Annotated in this window: 12 protein-coding genes, 1 other RNA gene and 1 pseudogene; 7 read left to right on the top strand and 7 right to left on the bottom strand. The window is 64.6% G+C overall.

Annotation, left to right across the window (positions count from 1 at the left end):
* Nucleotides 1-49 precede the first annotated feature (49 nt).
* Nucleotides 50-982, top strand: coding sequence for a GAF domain-containing protein (locus BJD12_RS15850; protein WP_005990040.1), 933 nt, complete (start codon nucleotides 50-52; stop codon nucleotides 980-982).
* Nucleotides 983-1,171: 189 nt separating this feature from the next.
* On the opposite strand, the gene BJD12_RS15845 is transcribed toward BJD12_RS15850, so the two are convergent.
* Together BJD12_RS15845 and BJD12_RS15840 are read right to left on the bottom strand one after the other, a co-directional pair.
* Nucleotides 1,172-1,262: non-coding RNA, sX9 sRNA (locus BJD12_RS15845), on the bottom strand.
* Nucleotides 1,263-1,382: 120 nt separating this feature from the next.
* Nucleotides 1,383-2,399, bottom strand: a complete 1,017-nt coding sequence (locus BJD12_RS15840; RefSeq protein WP_005990039.1) for a hypothetical protein — start codon at nucleotides 2,397-2,399, stop codon at nucleotides 1,383-1,385.
* Nucleotides 2,400-2,483: 84 nt separating this feature from the next.
* Between BJD12_RS15840 and BJD12_RS15835 the strand changes: the two genes are divergently transcribed.
* Entirely contained in the window at nucleotides 2,484-2,909 is a 426-nt protein-coding gene (locus BJD12_RS15835) for a hypothetical protein (protein WP_126936622.1), read from the top strand.
* A gap of 131 nt (nucleotides 2,910-3,040) precedes the next feature.
* On the opposite strand, the gene BJD12_RS15830 is transcribed toward BJD12_RS15835, so the two are convergent.
* Nucleotides 3,041-3,793 carry a DNA-formamidopyrimidine glycosylase family protein gene (locus tag BJD12_RS15830; RefSeq protein ID WP_042827740.1) on the bottom strand — a complete coding sequence of 251 codons (753 nt, stop codon included), beginning with the start codon at nucleotides 3,791-3,793 and terminating at the stop codon, nucleotides 3,041-3,043.
* Nucleotides 3,794-3,898: 105 nt separating this feature from the next.
* Between BJD12_RS15830 and BJD12_RS15825 the strand changes: the two genes are divergently transcribed.
* Nucleotides 3,899-4,675: a DUF72 domain-containing protein gene (locus BJD12_RS15825; protein WP_039423223.1), complete on the top strand. Its 777-nt coding sequence runs from the start codon at nucleotides 3,899-3,901 to the stop codon at nucleotides 4,673-4,675.
* A 478-nt stretch (nucleotides 4,676-5,153) separates the two neighbouring features.
* Entirely contained in the window at nucleotides 5,154-6,827 is a 1,674-nt protein-coding gene (gene treA, locus BJD12_RS15820) for an alpha,alpha-trehalase TreA (RefSeq protein ID WP_005993019.1), read from the top strand.
* 446 nt (nucleotides 6,828-7,273) lie between these two features.
* Here the strand turns inward: treA and BJD12_RS15815 are convergent, their stop codons facing one another.
* Nucleotides 7,274-9,373: an NHL repeat-containing protein gene (locus BJD12_RS15815; protein WP_005993018.1), complete on the bottom strand. Its 2,100-nt coding sequence runs from the start codon at nucleotides 9,371-9,373 to the stop codon at nucleotides 7,274-7,276.
* A 192-nt stretch (nucleotides 9,374-9,565) separates the two neighbouring features.
* On the opposite strand from BJD12_RS15815, the gene BJD12_RS15810 reads away from it, so the two are divergent.
* Nucleotides 9,566-10,261 (top strand): AIM24 family protein, encoded by a 696-nt coding sequence (locus BJD12_RS15810; protein WP_005993016.1) that lies wholly within the window; start codon nucleotides 9,566-9,568, stop codon nucleotides 10,259-10,261.
* Between the two features lie 56 nt (nucleotides 10,262-10,317).
* Nucleotides 10,318-10,590, top strand: a complete 273-nt coding sequence (locus BJD12_RS15805) for a hypothetical protein (protein ID WP_005993014.1) — start codon at nucleotides 10,318-10,320, stop codon at nucleotides 10,588-10,590.
* A gap of 60 nt (nucleotides 10,591-10,650) precedes the next feature.
* Here BJD12_RS15805 and BJD12_RS15800 read toward each other — a convergent pair whose 3' ends face one another.
* Nucleotides 10,651-11,568: a CorA family divalent cation transporter gene (locus BJD12_RS15800; protein ID WP_005993012.1), complete on the bottom strand. Its 918-nt coding sequence runs from the start codon at nucleotides 11,566-11,568 to the stop codon at nucleotides 10,651-10,653.
* 282 nt (nucleotides 11,569-11,850) lie between these two features.
* Nucleotides 11,851-13,224, bottom strand: a complete 1,374-nt coding sequence (cycA, locus tag BJD12_RS15795) for a D-serine/D-alanine/glycine transporter (RefSeq protein WP_005993010.1) — start codon at nucleotides 13,222-13,224, stop codon at nucleotides 11,851-11,853.
* A 554-nt stretch (nucleotides 13,225-13,778) separates the two neighbouring features.
* Here cycA and BJD12_RS15790 point away from each other — a divergent pair.
* Nucleotides 13,779-15,547 (top strand): annotated as a pseudogene (locus BJD12_RS15790) (expansin EXLX1 family cellulose-binding protein).
* A 456-nt stretch (nucleotides 15,548-16,003) separates the two neighbouring features.
* On the opposite strand, the gene BJD12_RS15785 reads toward BJD12_RS15790, so the two are convergent.
* Nucleotides 16,004-16,219, bottom strand: coding sequence for a hypothetical protein (locus tag BJD12_RS15785; RefSeq protein WP_005993001.1), 216 nt, complete (start codon nucleotides 16,217-16,219; stop codon nucleotides 16,004-16,006).
* Between the last annotated feature and the right edge of the window lie 96 nt (nucleotides 16,220-16,315).

The following is a 16,315-nucleotide window of genomic DNA, read 5'->3' as shown; positions in this document are numbered from 1 at the left end:
ACTCCGGTAAGGTCGGGGGGCTCTCCTCGACAGGTGTTTGGCTGATCCGATGAAAGAGATCCCGATGGCAGATGAAGCCTCCCGCCAGCAGATCCTCGATGGGTATCGCATCGTCGACAGCCTGCCGGAAGACACGTATCAGGACATCGTGCAAGTGGCTGCATCGCTGTGCGATACGCCCATTGCGCTGATGTCGCTGGTGGACCGCGACCGCCAATGGTTCAAGGCCCAACTTGGCTTGGGGCTGCAACAGACCGATCGCAGCCAGGCAGTGTGCGACCACGCCATTCGCGACCCGAGCCACCTGATGGAAGTGCCGGACCTGACCCAGGACCCGCGGTTCCGCGATATTTCCGTCGTCACCGGCGACACCGGCGCACGTTTCTACGCAGGCATGCCATTGGTGACGACCGACGGCGTGGCGCTGGGCACGGTGTGTGTGCTCGATACCGAACCGCGCACGCTCAACGATCTCCAGCGCACCGGTTTGCAGGCGCTTGCCCGCGTCACCATGAACCTGCTTGACGCACGCCAGGAGGCGCTGCAGCAGGAACGCGCGGCCATCCTGCAGCCTGCCGCTGCCGCCGCGGCAACCGCGCTGGAGGCCGAGACGCCATACCGGCTGGTGATCCTGGAGGTGCAGGAACTGGCCGCGCTGGCCGAACGCCAGAGCGAGCGCTTGCTGGGCCGCAGCCTGCAACAGCTCGACCAGGCGCTTGCCGCACTCGTACAGGGCCCAGGCAACAGCATTGACCGGGTCACTGAAAGCGCGGAATTCATCGCCGTGCTGCGCGGCCCCGATGCCGACCGCACACTGCAACAGCTGCGCGACGTCGCGCAGCTGCAACATGCGCTAGGGCTGACGGTGTTGCTCGGCGAAGCGCAAGCCATACGCGCGGACGAACCGATCGGCCAGGTCTTTTTACGCGCGGAAATTGCGCTGAGCGCAGAAAAGGACCGTTACCGGCAAAGTCTGGCGTAGGCCGCTGCTTCGCTGCCGTACTTTCGCCACAATCCGTTTCCCTCCCGGAAGAGACCCGTCGAGCGCATGACGGTATTGGACGCGGAATGTGGCAACTGGATGCCTTGCCAGTGCCGGTGCCTGGGACACAGCCCTCATCGATGGGAGAAAGGTTGGGGTGGAGGTACGGCACAGACGCATTGCTTAGAGGGCTAACAGAACGTAGCAAGCAGTCGTCAGGTGGGCGTGGACGACGCATTCGGAACCGGAGTGTTCGGAACCGGAGTGACGCGTGGTTCATGCCGTACCGAGCACTGGCCGCGCCCGCCTGCCAACTGGGCAGTCGTTTTGTAGGCCGCTCTTGGCTTCACGATGACGCTGCCGCGTTCCGAGCTGCTGCACAGCATCGCAAACGCCACACCTACCCCACCGCGCACTGCTTCAATTGCCGGTCGGCGTACCACAGCGCGCGGCGTGCCAGATCGTAGGCACTGTCGGCCTGGCGCGGCAACATCTGTGCAGCCATCACCGGGTCCGCGCCGTTGTTGAGCGCGTGTTCGGCCCGCTCCAGGTCGGACAGATGCGTGCGGACCGGCGACAGCAGCGATTTGCGCTTGGACGCGTCGCAGCGTGCACTGCGTTGTTCGAGCGTTGCCAACGCCTCGCGGATGCGGCGGCTGGCTTCGCCCTTGAGGTCGGGCAAGGTTTCGTGCGCGATGGGCGCGGCCTTGTACGCATCGCCGGTGGCCTCGCTGCCCATTTCGGCCTGATTTCCCGCCAGTGCAGGGTTGAAGCGCACGTCCGGTGGCGGCCGTGCCTTGGCCACCTGCGTCTGCGGGCCGTTGAGCATGTCGTTGAACTTCTTCATGCCGCGATTCATTTCCTGCATCGCAACGTCGCCCAGCGTGCCGTCGCTCTTCCAATCCTTGGCGAAGCGCGTGTCCTGGTATTGCACCGGGTTGACCCGTTCCATCACGTTGCGCGCCTTGGCTTGGGCCCGCGTGTCGGTCATCCCCGGTGGCACTGCGTCGCCTTGCGCCATGGGGTCCACTTTGGTGTCGAGTGGCATGCGCAGACGGCCTTCGCGGGTATACAGCTGCGCTGCCATCGATGCATCGGCCGGCGCATTGGCGGCCGCGACCTGGCGTTGGGGCGGTGGAGTGCGCGTGGGCGGTGGCGCACGGCGGGCAGCCGATGCAGAGGCCGCGGTGGCGCGTTGTTGCCGCTCGGGCTGCTCCTGCGGCGGCGGCTCGGCCGGCGCCGGTTGCGTCACCTGTGGACGCGGCAGGAAATACACCTGCAGGCTCTCATCCTGTTGCATCGCCGGGCGCGGAGCCGGCATGTACAGCAACAGGCACGCAAGAAAAAACAGGATGGCGCCCGTGCATGCGGCTGCAGCAACATGCGGGACAAGCGCTTCCTTCCTGCGGGTAGTCACAATGCGGGAGACCGGTAAGGTGAGGGACGAGCGCCGCACCACCAACCCCGGTGCGGAGCGCGCAAATCTAACGGGCGCGGCGTTTTGGCGCGTTTGAAATTCGTTTTCTGGGCAACAATGACCAGCCGCCATTCACATTGGGCGCAAGCCTGGCTTGAACCGATTCCTGGCGCGCCGATGCGCGCTGCTGGGTTCCCGATGATCCGCCAGGCAGTCCAGGCCCTCTTCAATTATCTGAGACAAGCGGACTTCAGCACGTCGACGCGCGCCAGACAGCAGAAAAAAGCGGCTGACAGAACGACTCACCGCCAGGCAACCTGGCCGGTGCGCCGTGCAGTATCCATGCACTTCGGTGCTGAGTTCGCCATCCCCGCCCTTCGACCAGCCCGCGCGGCGCTCTTTCCTGCGCTGCCCATTCGACCCACCTCATGCATGCACTACAGGAGAAACCCATCGCACATCGCCTGCGGTCTGCCGGACGGCTTCAATAACGATGAAGCCCACGCGTAATCAACTGCCGATGTCCGCGGCGGGCTCACTGGAGTGCCCTCCACATGCAGTGCACCCGCTTATTCCAGACCATCTCGCTGCCGTGCACCAGCGATCAATCAGGTCGCAATCGGTAATCGGACCGACTGCGCTTAAGTGTCCTCTGCCCGATACAACCGCTGACACACCTCGCAGAAAAATGCGCGGCGCCCGGCTTTGCCCAGATGTTTTCGGTATTGCAAGGGCGTCCCGTCGCGCGGACAACTGGTCTTGGTGTGCACCTGGTAATGCTTCTTCAGCACAAAGGCTTTTTTCCAGGTGTAAAAATCGAAACTGTACTCACGCGCCTGGGTTACCAGCTCACCCAGCTTGCGTGCCGGCAATGCGCCCACTTCACTTTCCGGATGCACGCGAATGCGGTGCAGCACCTCATTCTTGATGATGTTGCCCACCCCGGCAAAGATCGTCTGATCCAGCAAGGCATCGGCTGCAAGCATGCCGGGAGCCGCACGTAATTTGCGACGCGCCTGCGCCGCATCCCACAGCGGGTTCATCACATCCGCAGTCCAGTCATAGACCTCATCCAGCGGGCGCTCGATGAACTGCACCGAGCATGCATAAAAATTCAGGCGCTCGCCCTTGGAGAATTCCAGACTCAGCCGCGGCACGGCATTGGGCTTGTCTTCATTGATGCGATAACTGCCGAACAACAGAAAGTGGATGCGCACGCTGAACTGCGCACATTCGATCAAGAAATGCTTGCCCCAGCTGCGCAGCGCCAGCACTTTTTGCTGGTGCAGTCGTGCGATGGCCTGTTTGCTGTTTCCGCCAACATGCAGGATCTTGCGGCCGACAAATGCGGCAGTGTCTTCGCGGAGGATGACGAGTGAGGGACCTTCTGGCATGTGCCCAGTATCGAAGCTGATCGTGAGTCGGCCGTGATCGCGATGCACACGCAATGCTGACGGGCGCACCTGCATAGAGTGCTGCCGCACAGCGCATTCCCTGCCATGCCCGCTCGCCTTCCGATCGCCGATGTCCGTGTGCGTTGTGGCTGCGCAGGCTGGTCGATTCCCGCCGCCGACCGCGCGACGTTCGGCACAGGCGCCACGGTGTTGCAGCGCTACGCCACGCGCTTTAACGCGGTGGAGATCAATTCTTCGTTCTATCGGCCGCATCGTGCCAGTACCTATGCGCGGTGGGCCGACAGCGTGCCGGACGATTTCCGGTTTTCGGTCAAGCTGCCGCGCAGCATCAGCCACGATGCGCGGCTGCGCGGGACCGGTCCGTTGCTCGACGCGTTTCTGGCGCAAGCCGGCGCACTGGGCACGCGGCTCGGATGCCTGCTATTACAGCTGCCGCCCAGTGCCGCCTTCGATGCACGGGTGGCGGCCACGTTCTTCGCACTGCTGCGGCGGCGTTGGCAGGGCGCTGTGGTGTGCGAGCCGCGCCACGCCAGCTGGTTCCTGCCACCCGCGCAGGCACTGTTGACGCGACACCGTATCGCGCGCTGTGCCGCCGACCCCGCGCCGGTGCCTCAGGCCGCAACACCGGACATGAGCGTCGGCCCGTACTACTGGCGCTGGCATGGCAGCCCACGCGTCTACTACAGCAGTTACGACGACAGCGCGCTGCAGGCGCTGGCCGATGCGGTGCGCGCCGCACCGCAGGCTGCGCTACAGCCGCCAGCCGAACGCTGGGTGATCTTCGACAACACCGCCGCGGGCCTGGCCATACCCAATGCGCGCAGGTTGCAGGCACTGCTGGGAATGGAGCGCGCGGCGTAAGCCGCGGCAGCGTCCGCTGCAGGCGGCGTCCCCGCTCGATGCCCGGACGTCAAAGCCAACCCACACGCACGTCGACATGCCCGGCCCGTCCGCAAGGACCAGCGCCTCAGGAACACCAGCGCCATTCCTACTCGTGCCACGTCACTTCTGTCCCGCAAGCCACGGGCGCGGCGAATGACCCTCCTGTATTGACGGCGCACCGATGCCGGCACGACCAGCGCTGGTTGCTTGCCAGGCATGCCCTGGCGCACTTCTTGCAGTGATTCGGGGCGATTGAACGCGCCGTCGCAACGCTCAAGCTGCCTGGATTCGCGCCGATAGGCCTGGATTGGCGCACGTTGCAGCGGCGCGCTGGATCACCTTGCTGAATCCTGTTGTCACCGCGCGAAGTCTGTCGGCGTTCCGACACCTGGCGCGGTCCCGCCCGCCACTTCGGTCGTTTACCATGCCCTACGCCACTGCCCGTTCTGGAGATGCCATGAGTTCTGCCGCGCCCCCGTGCTGCACATCGCTGCTTGGCCTGTCGCTGAGCATGTTCGTTGCGCCGTGCACGCTGACCGCCGCGCCGCTGGAGACTCCGGTCGTCAATGCACCGGCGTCCACGCCACCGACGCCCGATGTGGCCTACCCGGAACTGTTCCAGGCGGTGCAGAGCCACGAGCTGTTCGACGACCAGAAACACTTCGTCGACTTCCTGCCGCTCCGCGACCCGGCCCTGATCAACGCCGACTATCTGGCGCAGCACGATCACCCGGGCTTCGATCTGCGCAAGTTCGTGGATGCCAATTTCGAAGAATCGCCGCCGGTGCAGACCGACGCCATCCGCCAGGACACCGCGCTGCGCGAGCACATCGATCTGCTCTGGCCCAAGCTGGTACGCAGCCAGACCCACGTGCCGGCGCACAGCAGCCTGCTGGCGCTGCCGCACCCGTACGTAGTGCCGGGCGGTCGCTTCCGCGAGGTGTACTACTGGGATTCCTACTTCACCATGCTCGGCCTGGTGAAGAGCGGCGAAACCACGCTCAGCCGCCAGATGCTGGACAACTTCGCCTATCTGATCGACACCTACGGGCATATCCCCAACGGTAACCGCACCTACTACCTCAGCCGTTCGCAGCCGCCGTTCTTCTCCTACATGGTGGAACTGCAGGCCGGCGTGGAAGGCGAGGCGGTCTATCAACGCTACCTGCCGCAGCTGCAAAAGGAATACGCCTACTGGATGCAAGGCAGCGACGGGCTCAAGCCCGGCGAGGCCGCGCGCCATGTGGTGCGCCTGGCCGATGGCAGCGTGCTCAACCGCTATTGGGACGAGCGCGATACGCCGCGTCCGGAAGCCTGGCTGCACGACACCCGCACCGCCGCCGAAGTCACCGACCGACCGGCCGCCGAGGTCTACCGCGACCTGCGCGCTGGCGCCGAGAGTGGCTGGGACTACACCAGCCGCTGGCTGGCCGATGGGCAGAACCTGCGCACCATCCGCACCACCGCGATCATCCCGATCGATCTCAACAGCCTGCTGTATCACCTGGAGCGCACCCTGGCCCAAGCCTGCGCGCAGCCGGGCGCCGAGTGCACGCGCGATTACGCCGCACTGGCGCAGCAGCGCAAGCAGGCGATCGAGGCGCATCTGTGGAACGCGGCCGGTTACTACGCCGACTACGACTGGCAGAACCGCAGGTTGAGCAACCAGGTCACCGCCGCCGCGCTGTATCCGCTGTTTGCCGGCCTGGCGTCGGACGCGCATGCCAAGCGCACCGCCACCGTGGTGCGCGCGCGTCTGCTGCGCCCTGGCGGCCTGGCCACCACTGCGGTGAAGACCGGCCAGCAATGGGACGAGCCCAATGGCTGGGCACCGTTGCAGTGGGTGGCGGTGGACGGCTTGCGCCGCTACGGCGAAGATGCGCTGGCGCGCACCATCGGCGAACGTTTCCTCACCCAGGTGCAGGCGCTGTTCGCACGCGAGCACAAGCTGGTCGAAAAATACGGCCTGGATGCCGATGCAGCCGGTGGCGGCGGCGGCGAATACGCATTGCAGGACGGCTTTGGCTGGACCAATGGCGTGACCTTGATGCTGTTGAATCTGTATCCGGACACCGACCGCAAGACCGCGCCTGCAAAGCGCGTGCGCAAGCCCGAAGCGACGACGCGTTGAGTGTCCCCCGTAGTGCCAGGCCACGCTCGGCACCACGGTGATCGCGGTTGTGCATTGCCGGCAGGCCGGCAACTGACTGCTGCAACGATGGCGTTTGCATCTCCACGATGCGGTGATGCGGCAACGTCGTGTTGAAGCGGCGATTGCGCGCGGCATCCGTCAGCATTGACTAGCGATCAGACACGGGCTTGCGGTAGCGCAGACACCTTGCAGTGGCTGTCGGCGGCCTGCATCCGGCGCCGGCCACAGTAGCGACACGTCTCTTTCACGACGCGCTGTTCAACGCCATACCCGAGCGCCGCAGCCAGCTGGGTCACGGGGCACGCGACCGGGTGCACAAGCCGCTGCGTCAACGAGGCGATGTATCAGCGCACTGCACTGCACTGCACTGCAGTGCATTCAAATCGTCCCGCACGGCAGACCATCACCGCCGCCATAGATGCACCTCATTCCACCCGCACGCGCAGATCGCGGTTGGTCGTTGCCGTATTGCCGCTGTAGTCGTGTGCAACGATGCGCAGGACGTAGTCGCCCGACGGTAGCGCACCTGCCTGCCATTGGTTGTTGCCGATACGCCCATCGCGCACGGTATTGCTGACCAGGTAGCGGAAGCGCGTCACCGCGCTGCCGTGCACGGTGATGCCGCTATCGGGCGCATAGGCGGTCAAGACGGCCTCCGGGTCGCTGGGCATGCGGTCGAACACGATCGTCATGCGCGGCGCGGCCTCGCCCGGCAATGCCATGCCCTGCGCATCCAGCACCTGGTAGCCCAGCGCATACAGCCCCAGCCTGCGCCGCGGCAAATTGCGATCCACCTGGTCCCAGGCCTCCACCACGATTTGCACCGCCGCCGCGCGCGGCACCTGCACCACGCCGTCGGTCACCGGCAGGGGCTGACCCGCAGCATCGAGCAGGCTCACCTTGTCGATGCGCGGGGCCACGTGATCTGCGTAGCCGACAAACCCCAGCTGCACCGCATTGCGCTCGAAGCCGTTGGCGCCAACGGTCAGATGCACATGCGCCATGGCATTGAGCGTGCCGAGCGCATCGCCGGCGCGGAATCGCGTGCCGCGCAGCACGCGCATGCGTTCGGGCTTGCCGTCCACGTCCGTCAGCAGATGGAAGCGTTGCGGGTCCAGCGGCTTGCCTTGCGCGGTACGGCCCACGCGCATGTGGATGTAGCCAACCGTGTCCAACGCCATGCCTTCGCTTAGTTGCCCCAGCCCCCAACTAGCATTGGGGCTGGACACCTTGGCATCGGCAATCGCAACGACGGTCTGACCGACATCGCCGCGGATATCCAAGCCGGCGTGCAGATGATCGCGGCTCAGTCCCTGGTAGTTGCCGCGCACCTCGCCGAGCGTGCCGACCACTTCATGCCAGCCGGTCTGCGGCTGCAACGGCCAACGGCCTTGGGTGACGGGCAAGGGCTGCGCATCGGCTGGCCCGATCACCGGCACGTGATCAAAGTTGGCCGCGGTTGCCGGCACCAGCCGATGCACGCGCGCACTGCCCGCATCGCTGACATAGACCGTGCCCTGCGTATCCACCGCAATGCCGGCCGGCCGCGACAGGCGTTGCATCACATCCTCGCCGCTCATGGTCACCACATGCCCGGCGCGCGTTACCTGCAAGACGCGTCCGCTTGCATCGCCCACGTACAGCACGCCGTCGTGAGTGATGGCGAGCGTCATCGGCCGATACAACAGCGGGCTGCGGTCGGCAGGCTCGCCGCCGACCAAGGTAGCGACGCTGCCATCGGGGGTTATACGGCGGATCGCATCGTTGCGCATGTCCGCCACCCACACGACACCGTGTGCATCCACCTTGAGATCGGTGGGTGTGTCCAGGCGCGCCTGCTCGCCGACGCCATCGGCCATGCCCGGCAAGGCGCTGCCGGCCAAGGTGCGTACCTGGCCATCACGCTCGATCACGCGAATGCGATCGTTGTAGGTATCGGCGACGTACACGCGCCCCTGCGCATCCACCGCCACGCCCATCGGCCCATTGAAGCGTGCCTGCGACGCCGCACCATCGCCAAACCCCGCAGTGCCGTCGCCAGCGAGGGTGGTCACCACGCCTTGCGGTGTGCGCTTGCGGATCGCGTGATTGCCGGTGTCGGCGATATACAGATTACCGGCCGTGTCCAAGGCGATCCCCGATGGCGTATTGAACGCCGCGGCCGCGCCGATGCCATCGGCAAACCCTTCGCGGCCCCCAGCGAGCGTCTGCACGCTGCCGTTGGGGAGCATGACGCGGATCCGGTTGTTGTCGCCAGCGTCGGCGATGTACAACGCGCCATGCGTATCGATCGCCAGGCCATAGGGCTCGGCAAATTGCGCGTCGGCCGCGCGAGCATCCTGCGCGCCACGCACGCCGTTGCCCGCCACCCACTGCAGTTGCGCTGCCCATCCCAATGGCGTCGCAACCGGGCCCTGCGCCTGCGGTAGTGCCGTTGGTGCCGGCGCCCACCACCACGTGACCAGCAACGCGGTCGCGGTTGCTAGCAGCACCGCGCAGATCCACAGCTTGCCTCGTGTTGCCATGCCAGTCGCGTGTATGGAAGGAATCGCACTTTAAACCTGTTCGGCAACGCGCTGCGTTGCATGCCGCGCCGCGGCTGCACGCAAGCGCCGTGTTTAAATCTGCCGCAAGGACAGACAGCACGCATGCGCCTGCAGGCGCTGCCGACATCCAGGCCGCGTATCATGCGCACTCTTTCACTTCCAGGACGGACCATGGCCGTACGCTCGCTCAACGAATTTCTCGCCCACTCCAAGGAAAAGGACGTCAGCCCCGATCCGTTCGAACTGGAAAACCCGCATCTGCTGGAAGTACGGCTGGATGGCATGGTGTGGTCCAAGGCAGGCGCCATGGTTGCGCGCACCGGCAACGTCAAGTTCACCCGCGAAGGCTTGCTGGAACAGGGCCTGGGCAACCTGCTGAAAAAGGCCGTCAGCGGCGAAGGCATGCAGCTGATGAAGGCCGAAGGCCAGGGCCGCGTGTATCTGGCCGACCTCGGCAAGCTGGTCACGCTGCTGCGTTTGAATGGCGAAGCGATCTTCGTCAACGGCAACGATGTGCTGGCGTTCGAGCCAGGCGTCGAACACAAGATCACCATGATGCGCAAAGTGGCCGGCATGCTGTCCGGCGGGCTGTTCAACGTGCGCCTGAGCGGCCACGGCATCGTGGCGATCACCTCGCACTACGAACCGCTGACGCTGCCGGTGACTGCCGCCAGCGGCCCGGTGTTTACCGACCCCAATGCCACGGTGGCCTGGTCGGGCACGTTGACGCCGGAGCTGGTGACCGACGTGTCGATCGGCACGCTGTTCGGCCGCGGCTCGGGCGAGAGCCTGCAGATGCGCTTTGCCGGCGAAGGCTGGGTGGTGGTGCAGCCGTACGAAGAAGCCAGCTTCCAGGCCAAGGGCTAATGCGCAATTGCCCAGCTGCGTGATGCGTGGCTGGGCAACCTACTGGCACTGACTGCATGCGCAAAGCTGCGTATATCGCGCTGATCCCGGGACTGCTTTTGGCGTTTGCCGCCATTGCACTGGCCATGCTCGCGGGATCGGGACATCCGCAATGGACGTGCCGCTGCACCGGTGCAGATCGCTGGCATTACCTCGGTTCCGAGGGGGTCGCAGAAAGCAACGCGCATTTCGACACCACCAAACACACCACTTCCTGCAAGCGCACGGATCGCGCCGCGCAGATCAGCGACCGCGTGTACGGCCTTCTCTTCCCGGACCTGAAGTTCTAGCGCGTCGGTCCGGTCGAATCTGTGTCGACCCTCTGCATGATAAAAACGCAACGACCGGTCTCACACCCAACCGCGTTTGCGGAACCATGCCAGCGGAATCACCACGCTCAGTGCGATGACGCCCAGCGCCCAGAAATACGCATCGTGCGCCTTGAGTTCGGGCATGTAGACAAAGTTCATGCCCCAGATGCCCACCAGCACGGTGGGCGGGATGCCGACCACCGACGCCACCGCCATCACCTTCATGACGTTGTTCTGCTCCATGTTGATCATGCCGAGCACGCTGTCGAGCAGGAATTCGATGCGGTCGTCCATGTGCTGCTGGAATTCGCTCAAGGTGGTCAGGTCCTTGTGCAGCAATCCAATGCGCCTGGGAGCGTCGTCGCCAAACCACTCGGGGGCGGCGCCATCCAGATACGTCACCAGCCGCAGCAGTCCCTGGCCTGTATTGTGCAGCCCACCCAGGCGGCGGCCCATGTCGCCCACCTGGTGCAGCATGCGCTCCAGCGCGCCGGTCTTGGTTTTGATGGAGGTGTCGAACACCGCGCGCGTGGTCTCGGTGATCTGCGCTTCCAGCGCTTCCAGACGGTCGGCCAGGTGGCCGACCAATTGATCGAAGATGCGCAGTAGCAGATCGTCGCCGCCTCGGCAGGGCGCATGCGCCAGCCGCGCGGCTACCGCATCCAGCGAACCCATCGGCTGCTCGCGCTGGGTGACCAGCATCTGGGGAGAGACTGCAAAGCCCAGCGGCGCAGTCGGGCCGTCGTCGTCCTGGAAGCGCGGCACGTTGAGGAACAGCACATCGCCTTCGTGCCGTACCCGGCTACTGAATTCGATCTCGCCGATCGCCGCGCGGTCGGGCAGCGCAAAACCCACCCGTGCAGCCGCCTCGGCCAACTCCTGCGGACTCGGCTGGCACAGGTCCACCCACCATCCCTGCATGTGATCGGCGGCGGAAGTGGAGTGGATGGTGATCATGCGGCAGGCCGTAGCAAGGGATGGCCGCGAGCATCCGGCTCCGCCACATCGGCGTCAACGTCGACGCACCAGCACGCTCAGCTGACAGTGGCCTTCATCGCGGCGACGTGCAGCCACTCACGCACTGCAATCGCCTTGCGGAGCCCGCTTGGCGGCACTGTTCGCGCTTGCAACGCATATTGGCGACCCGCAGCGCGGTCTACGGCTGACGGTGCGCCACCGCGCAAATCATGCCGGCCGGCACGTCACGTCACGCCGTGCCGGCCCTGCCACGCTGACCGCTCAGACACGGACCTGCCGCTGCTTCACCGCATAGCCGACCGCCAGGATCAGGAACCATACCGGGCTGGCCAGCAAGGCCTGGCGCGTGTCGGCCTGCAGGGTCAACAGCACCAGCACAAACGCAAAAAATGCCAGGCACACGTAGCACATCATCACACCGCCAGGCATCTTGAATGTCGAGGCGGCATGCTGCTCCGGGCGCTTGCGCCGGTACGCGATGTAGGCGCACAGGATCAGCGACCACACGAACATGAAAAGCACTGCCGACAAGGTGGTGACCAGCGTAAACGCGGTCACCAGGTTGGGGATCAGATACACCAGCATCGCGCCCAGTAACAGGCACACGCAGGAAAACAGGAGCCCACGTGCCGGCACCGCGGCGCGCGAGAGCTTGGCGAAGCCCTCCGGCGCATGTTGCTCTTCGGCCAGACCGTAGAGCATGCGGCTGGTGGAAAAGATGCCGCTATTGGCCGACGAGGTGGCCGAGGTCAACACCACGAAGTTGATCAGGCTCGCTGCCGCCGGCACACCGGCAAGCACGAACAGCTCCACGAACGGGCTCTTGTCGGCCACCACCTGCCGCCACGGCGTGACCGCCATGATCGCGATCAGCGCCAGCACGTAGAAGATCAAAATGCGGACCGGGATCGAATTGATCGCCTTGGGCAGATTGCGCCGTGGGTCGGCGGTTTCTGCAGCGGTGGTGCCGACCAGCTCGATGCCGACGAAGGCGAACACCGCGATCTGGAACCCTGCAAAAAACCCGCCAATGCCCATCGGGAACATGCCACCGTCGTTCCACAGATTCGACAGCGAGGCCACGTTGCCGGACGGCGAACGGAAGCCCCATGCCACCAGCCCGGCACCGGTGATGATCAGCGCCGCGATGGCGACGATCTTGATCAGCGCAAACCAGAATTCCATCTCGCCGAACAGTTTTACCGTGACCAGATTCAATGCCAGCAACAACAGCACGCACAAGATGGCTGGTATCCACGGCGCCAATCCCGGAAACCAGAATTGCGCATATGCGGCAATGGCAATGACGTCGGCGATGGCGGTGATGATCCAGCAGAACCAGTACGTCCATCCGCAAAAGAACCCGGCCCATGGCCCGAGCAGATCGGTTGAGAAATCGATGAACGACTTGTAGTCCAGGTTGGACAACAGCAGCTCGCCCATCGCGCGCATCACGAAGAACAGCATCGCGCCGATGATGAGGTAGACGAACAGGATCGATGGCCCGGCCAGACTGATCGTCTTGCCCGACCCCATGAACAACCCGGTGCCGATCGCCCCGCCGATCGCAATCAATTGAAGGTGGCGATTGGACAGACTGCGTTGCAACTGATCGGGTGCAGACGGATCGGACATGGGCACGGCACCGGCAAGTGAACAAGCCGTCAAAAATACGAGATCGCGTCCGCTGGCACCAGCGTTTGATGCAAACGCCGTTCGCCCGAACGAAGTAGCGATAACGTGGGACTCCCTGCCCTAGCACGGTGCGCTGAGCGTCGCCATCGCGCAGCGCAGCGGCCGATCGCCATCTGTGAGCATATCGGGCGTGGTCAGGTGTGCTCCGTTGCGTCTGCCGGCGACCCGCAGCGATAGGCGCATGTGGCATCTGCGGCATTGTCGTGCGCCGCGACCGCATTGCGCGACAGTCTGTTTGTCCGCTGTCGGTCATCCACGTAGTGCAGTGTTGCCGTCATGCGCTGGCCTCAACCGGCCGCACGCTCGCCACCTGAGACGACTATGCCGAACCAGACGACACGCGTGCGGCATCTCGCACAAACAGCGATCCCCCATTCCAGTGCGGCAGTCTGCTCACGGCATTGCGCACACTCCCGCCCGCTTCCTTGACTGCGCGCACGGACCGCGCGCGGCAATCGCTGGTCTCCTGCGTAGCGGCCACCCAGGAGACGTCCATGCAATCTCGCACCCATCTCTTTCTCATGCTCGCATTGCTCGCCCCCGTGACCGCGCTGGCCGTGCAGGCCGATCCACGGGGCGGCCTTGTCGATGCGCAAGGTCAGGCGCTGCAGATGCGCGGGGTGACCTGGCCCGGCTTCGATCGCACTGCACTGGCGGCTGCCGGTTTGCGCGACAGCACGCTGGCGCAGGTAGTGGATCAGATGCAGGCCGCCGACATCAATGCCGTACGTGTGCCGGTCTGCGCAGCGGCGCTGCAGGCCACGCCAGTAGCGGCGGCAGAAGTTGCCGGCGACCCGGCATTGCGCGGGCTGGATGCATCGCAGCTGCTCGATGCGGTGGTGCGCGCCGTCAGCCGACGCGGCATGCAGGTGATGTTTGCGTTTGCCGATGGCCGCTGCGATGACAGTGCACCGCAACTGGGCACGCAGCCACAGACGTGGATGCGCGGCCTGACCAGCCTGGCACGTCGCTACCGCGACACCACGGGTGTCATTGGCATCGATCTTGGAAGCAGCGGCTATCGCAATGCCAGCTGGTCTGGCACTGCCGCAGAGGCGGACTGGAATCGCGTCGCATCGCGCGCGGCCGCCAGCGTGCTGACCCAGGCGCCACGCTGGCTGGTGGGTGTGGAAGGTGTGGGCAGTAACGCGGTGTGCAGCGACTCCGCACGCAAGGCCGCTGGCAGCAACCTGCAGCCGTTGGCCTGCGCGCCGCTGCGCATCGCATCACGACACCTGGTGTTGATGCCGAAGCTGGCCGGCCCGGATCGCGATGCAGCCGACGCGTTTGCGGCGCCGGACTTTGCGCAAGCACTACCTGCGGCTTGGCAGCGCGACTTTGGGCAGTTCGCACGCAACCACGCGGTGGTTCCGGTCAGTCTTGGTGGTGGTATGGGCGATGGCGATCCGCGCGACCCGGCATGGCAAACTGCGCTAAGCACCTATCTTGCCGGCACCGGATTACGCAGCGCGTTTCTTGGCAGCTGGGAAGCGGGGAATGCCAACAACGGCGGCCTGCTGGCGAAAGATGGCAGCCCACGCGCGGACAAGCTGCAGGTGTTGCACCAAGCGTGGGGTATCACGTCGGCGGCGCCTGTCGCCGCATCGGCGAAACGTGCTGCCGCAAAGAACGTCAGCAAGGCCACGACCTGGAATAGCACCTTCACCGGCACTGCCACCTATACCGGCTCTGGTTATTCCGGCGGCGCGCTGCTGCTGGATCCGATCCCGAGCACCGCGTTACCGCACTCAATCCAACGCAACTCAACTTTGGCGGCATCAAGGCCGCGATGGCTGGCGCTTATCTGGAAGTGACCGGCCCCAAGGGCAAGACCACCGTGTATGTGACCGACCTGTATCCGGAGGGCGCCTCCGGTGGTCTGGACCTGTCGCATAACGCGTTCGCCGCGATCGGCAACATGGCGGACGGGCGCATTCCGATCAGCTGGAAGGTGGTGCGTGCACCGGTCACCGGCAATGTGCAGTACCGCATCAAGGAAGGCAGCTCACGCTGGTGGGCCGCAATCCAGGTCCGTCATCATGCCTACCCGGTGGTCAAGTTCGAGGTGAAACAAGGCGCCACCTGGAAGAGCCTGCAGAAGATGGATTACAACCATTTCCTCGGCGAACAACTGGGCAATCAGCCGCTGTCCATCCGCATTACCGATATCCGCGGCAAGACGATTGTCGACACGATTCCTGCCCTTTACGAGGACGGCAGCCACCCTGCGTACTTCATCCCTGGCAATGTGCAGTTTCCATGATTGGAGAACCGGCATTTGGAATGAGTAGTGACGTCCCGAGGATCTGCGTTGACGTGCGTTTTATTGCGTGTAACTGCAAAACTTGAGTTTGCTCCGCAACCCTACGGCCTGAAAGGATCGACCGTCTCTTAGCCGAGACGAGGGACACAGCCTGGGCCGCTGATTCGTCACGTGGCAGCGCCCGCTTCGTTGGCACAGAGCGGGCACTTTGCAGGCTTGGACGAAACGTAAGCGCAATAGCATCGGCACGATCGTGTTGACCGGGCACGCCTCACCGCGTGGCAATGCGTTTGCGTGCGCATACTCCATCCTGCGCATCGCAGACAGCGAGGCCATCCTAACTACGCCTCTACGCCGTGCGGTCTACGTCGCTACGTCACGCGACAAAACCCGGCAGAAGCACGACCAACTTCTCAACCTACCGTCAGCAACGCTGCGAAGTGTGTCATCGAGTCCTCAACCACCAGCAAGGCCGCCACCCACACGGCCCGGCAGCGCGTTGTCGTCCTCCTCGTCGAGGATACCTACCTCTTCGCGCAGGCCACCTTGTTGCGGCGGCTGCTCTTCAACCGGGATCTCGTCACCGTTGGTATCCGGATCGGGCGTGCCATGGGCCGAGATGCCTGCAGGAAAGGTTGTCATCGGGCGTGCAGTACGTGGATTGAGTTGCATGGTGGCTCCGGGCGTTAGAGTGATGTGCTGACGCTAGGCCGCGTAGCGCTACCGGGCTGTGAGCCGGACGGCGACAGTCGTAACGCCCCGTTGACG

This window comes from Xanthomonas vesicatoria ATCC 35937 (assembly GCF_001908725.1).
In the GTDB taxonomy this organism is placed as follows: Bacteria; Pseudomonadota; Gammaproteobacteria; order Xanthomonadales; family Xanthomonadaceae; genus Xanthomonas; species Xanthomonas vesicatoria.
Note: the sequence above shows the minus strand (reverse complement) of the source record. Positions and strands in the feature narration are given on the sequence as shown.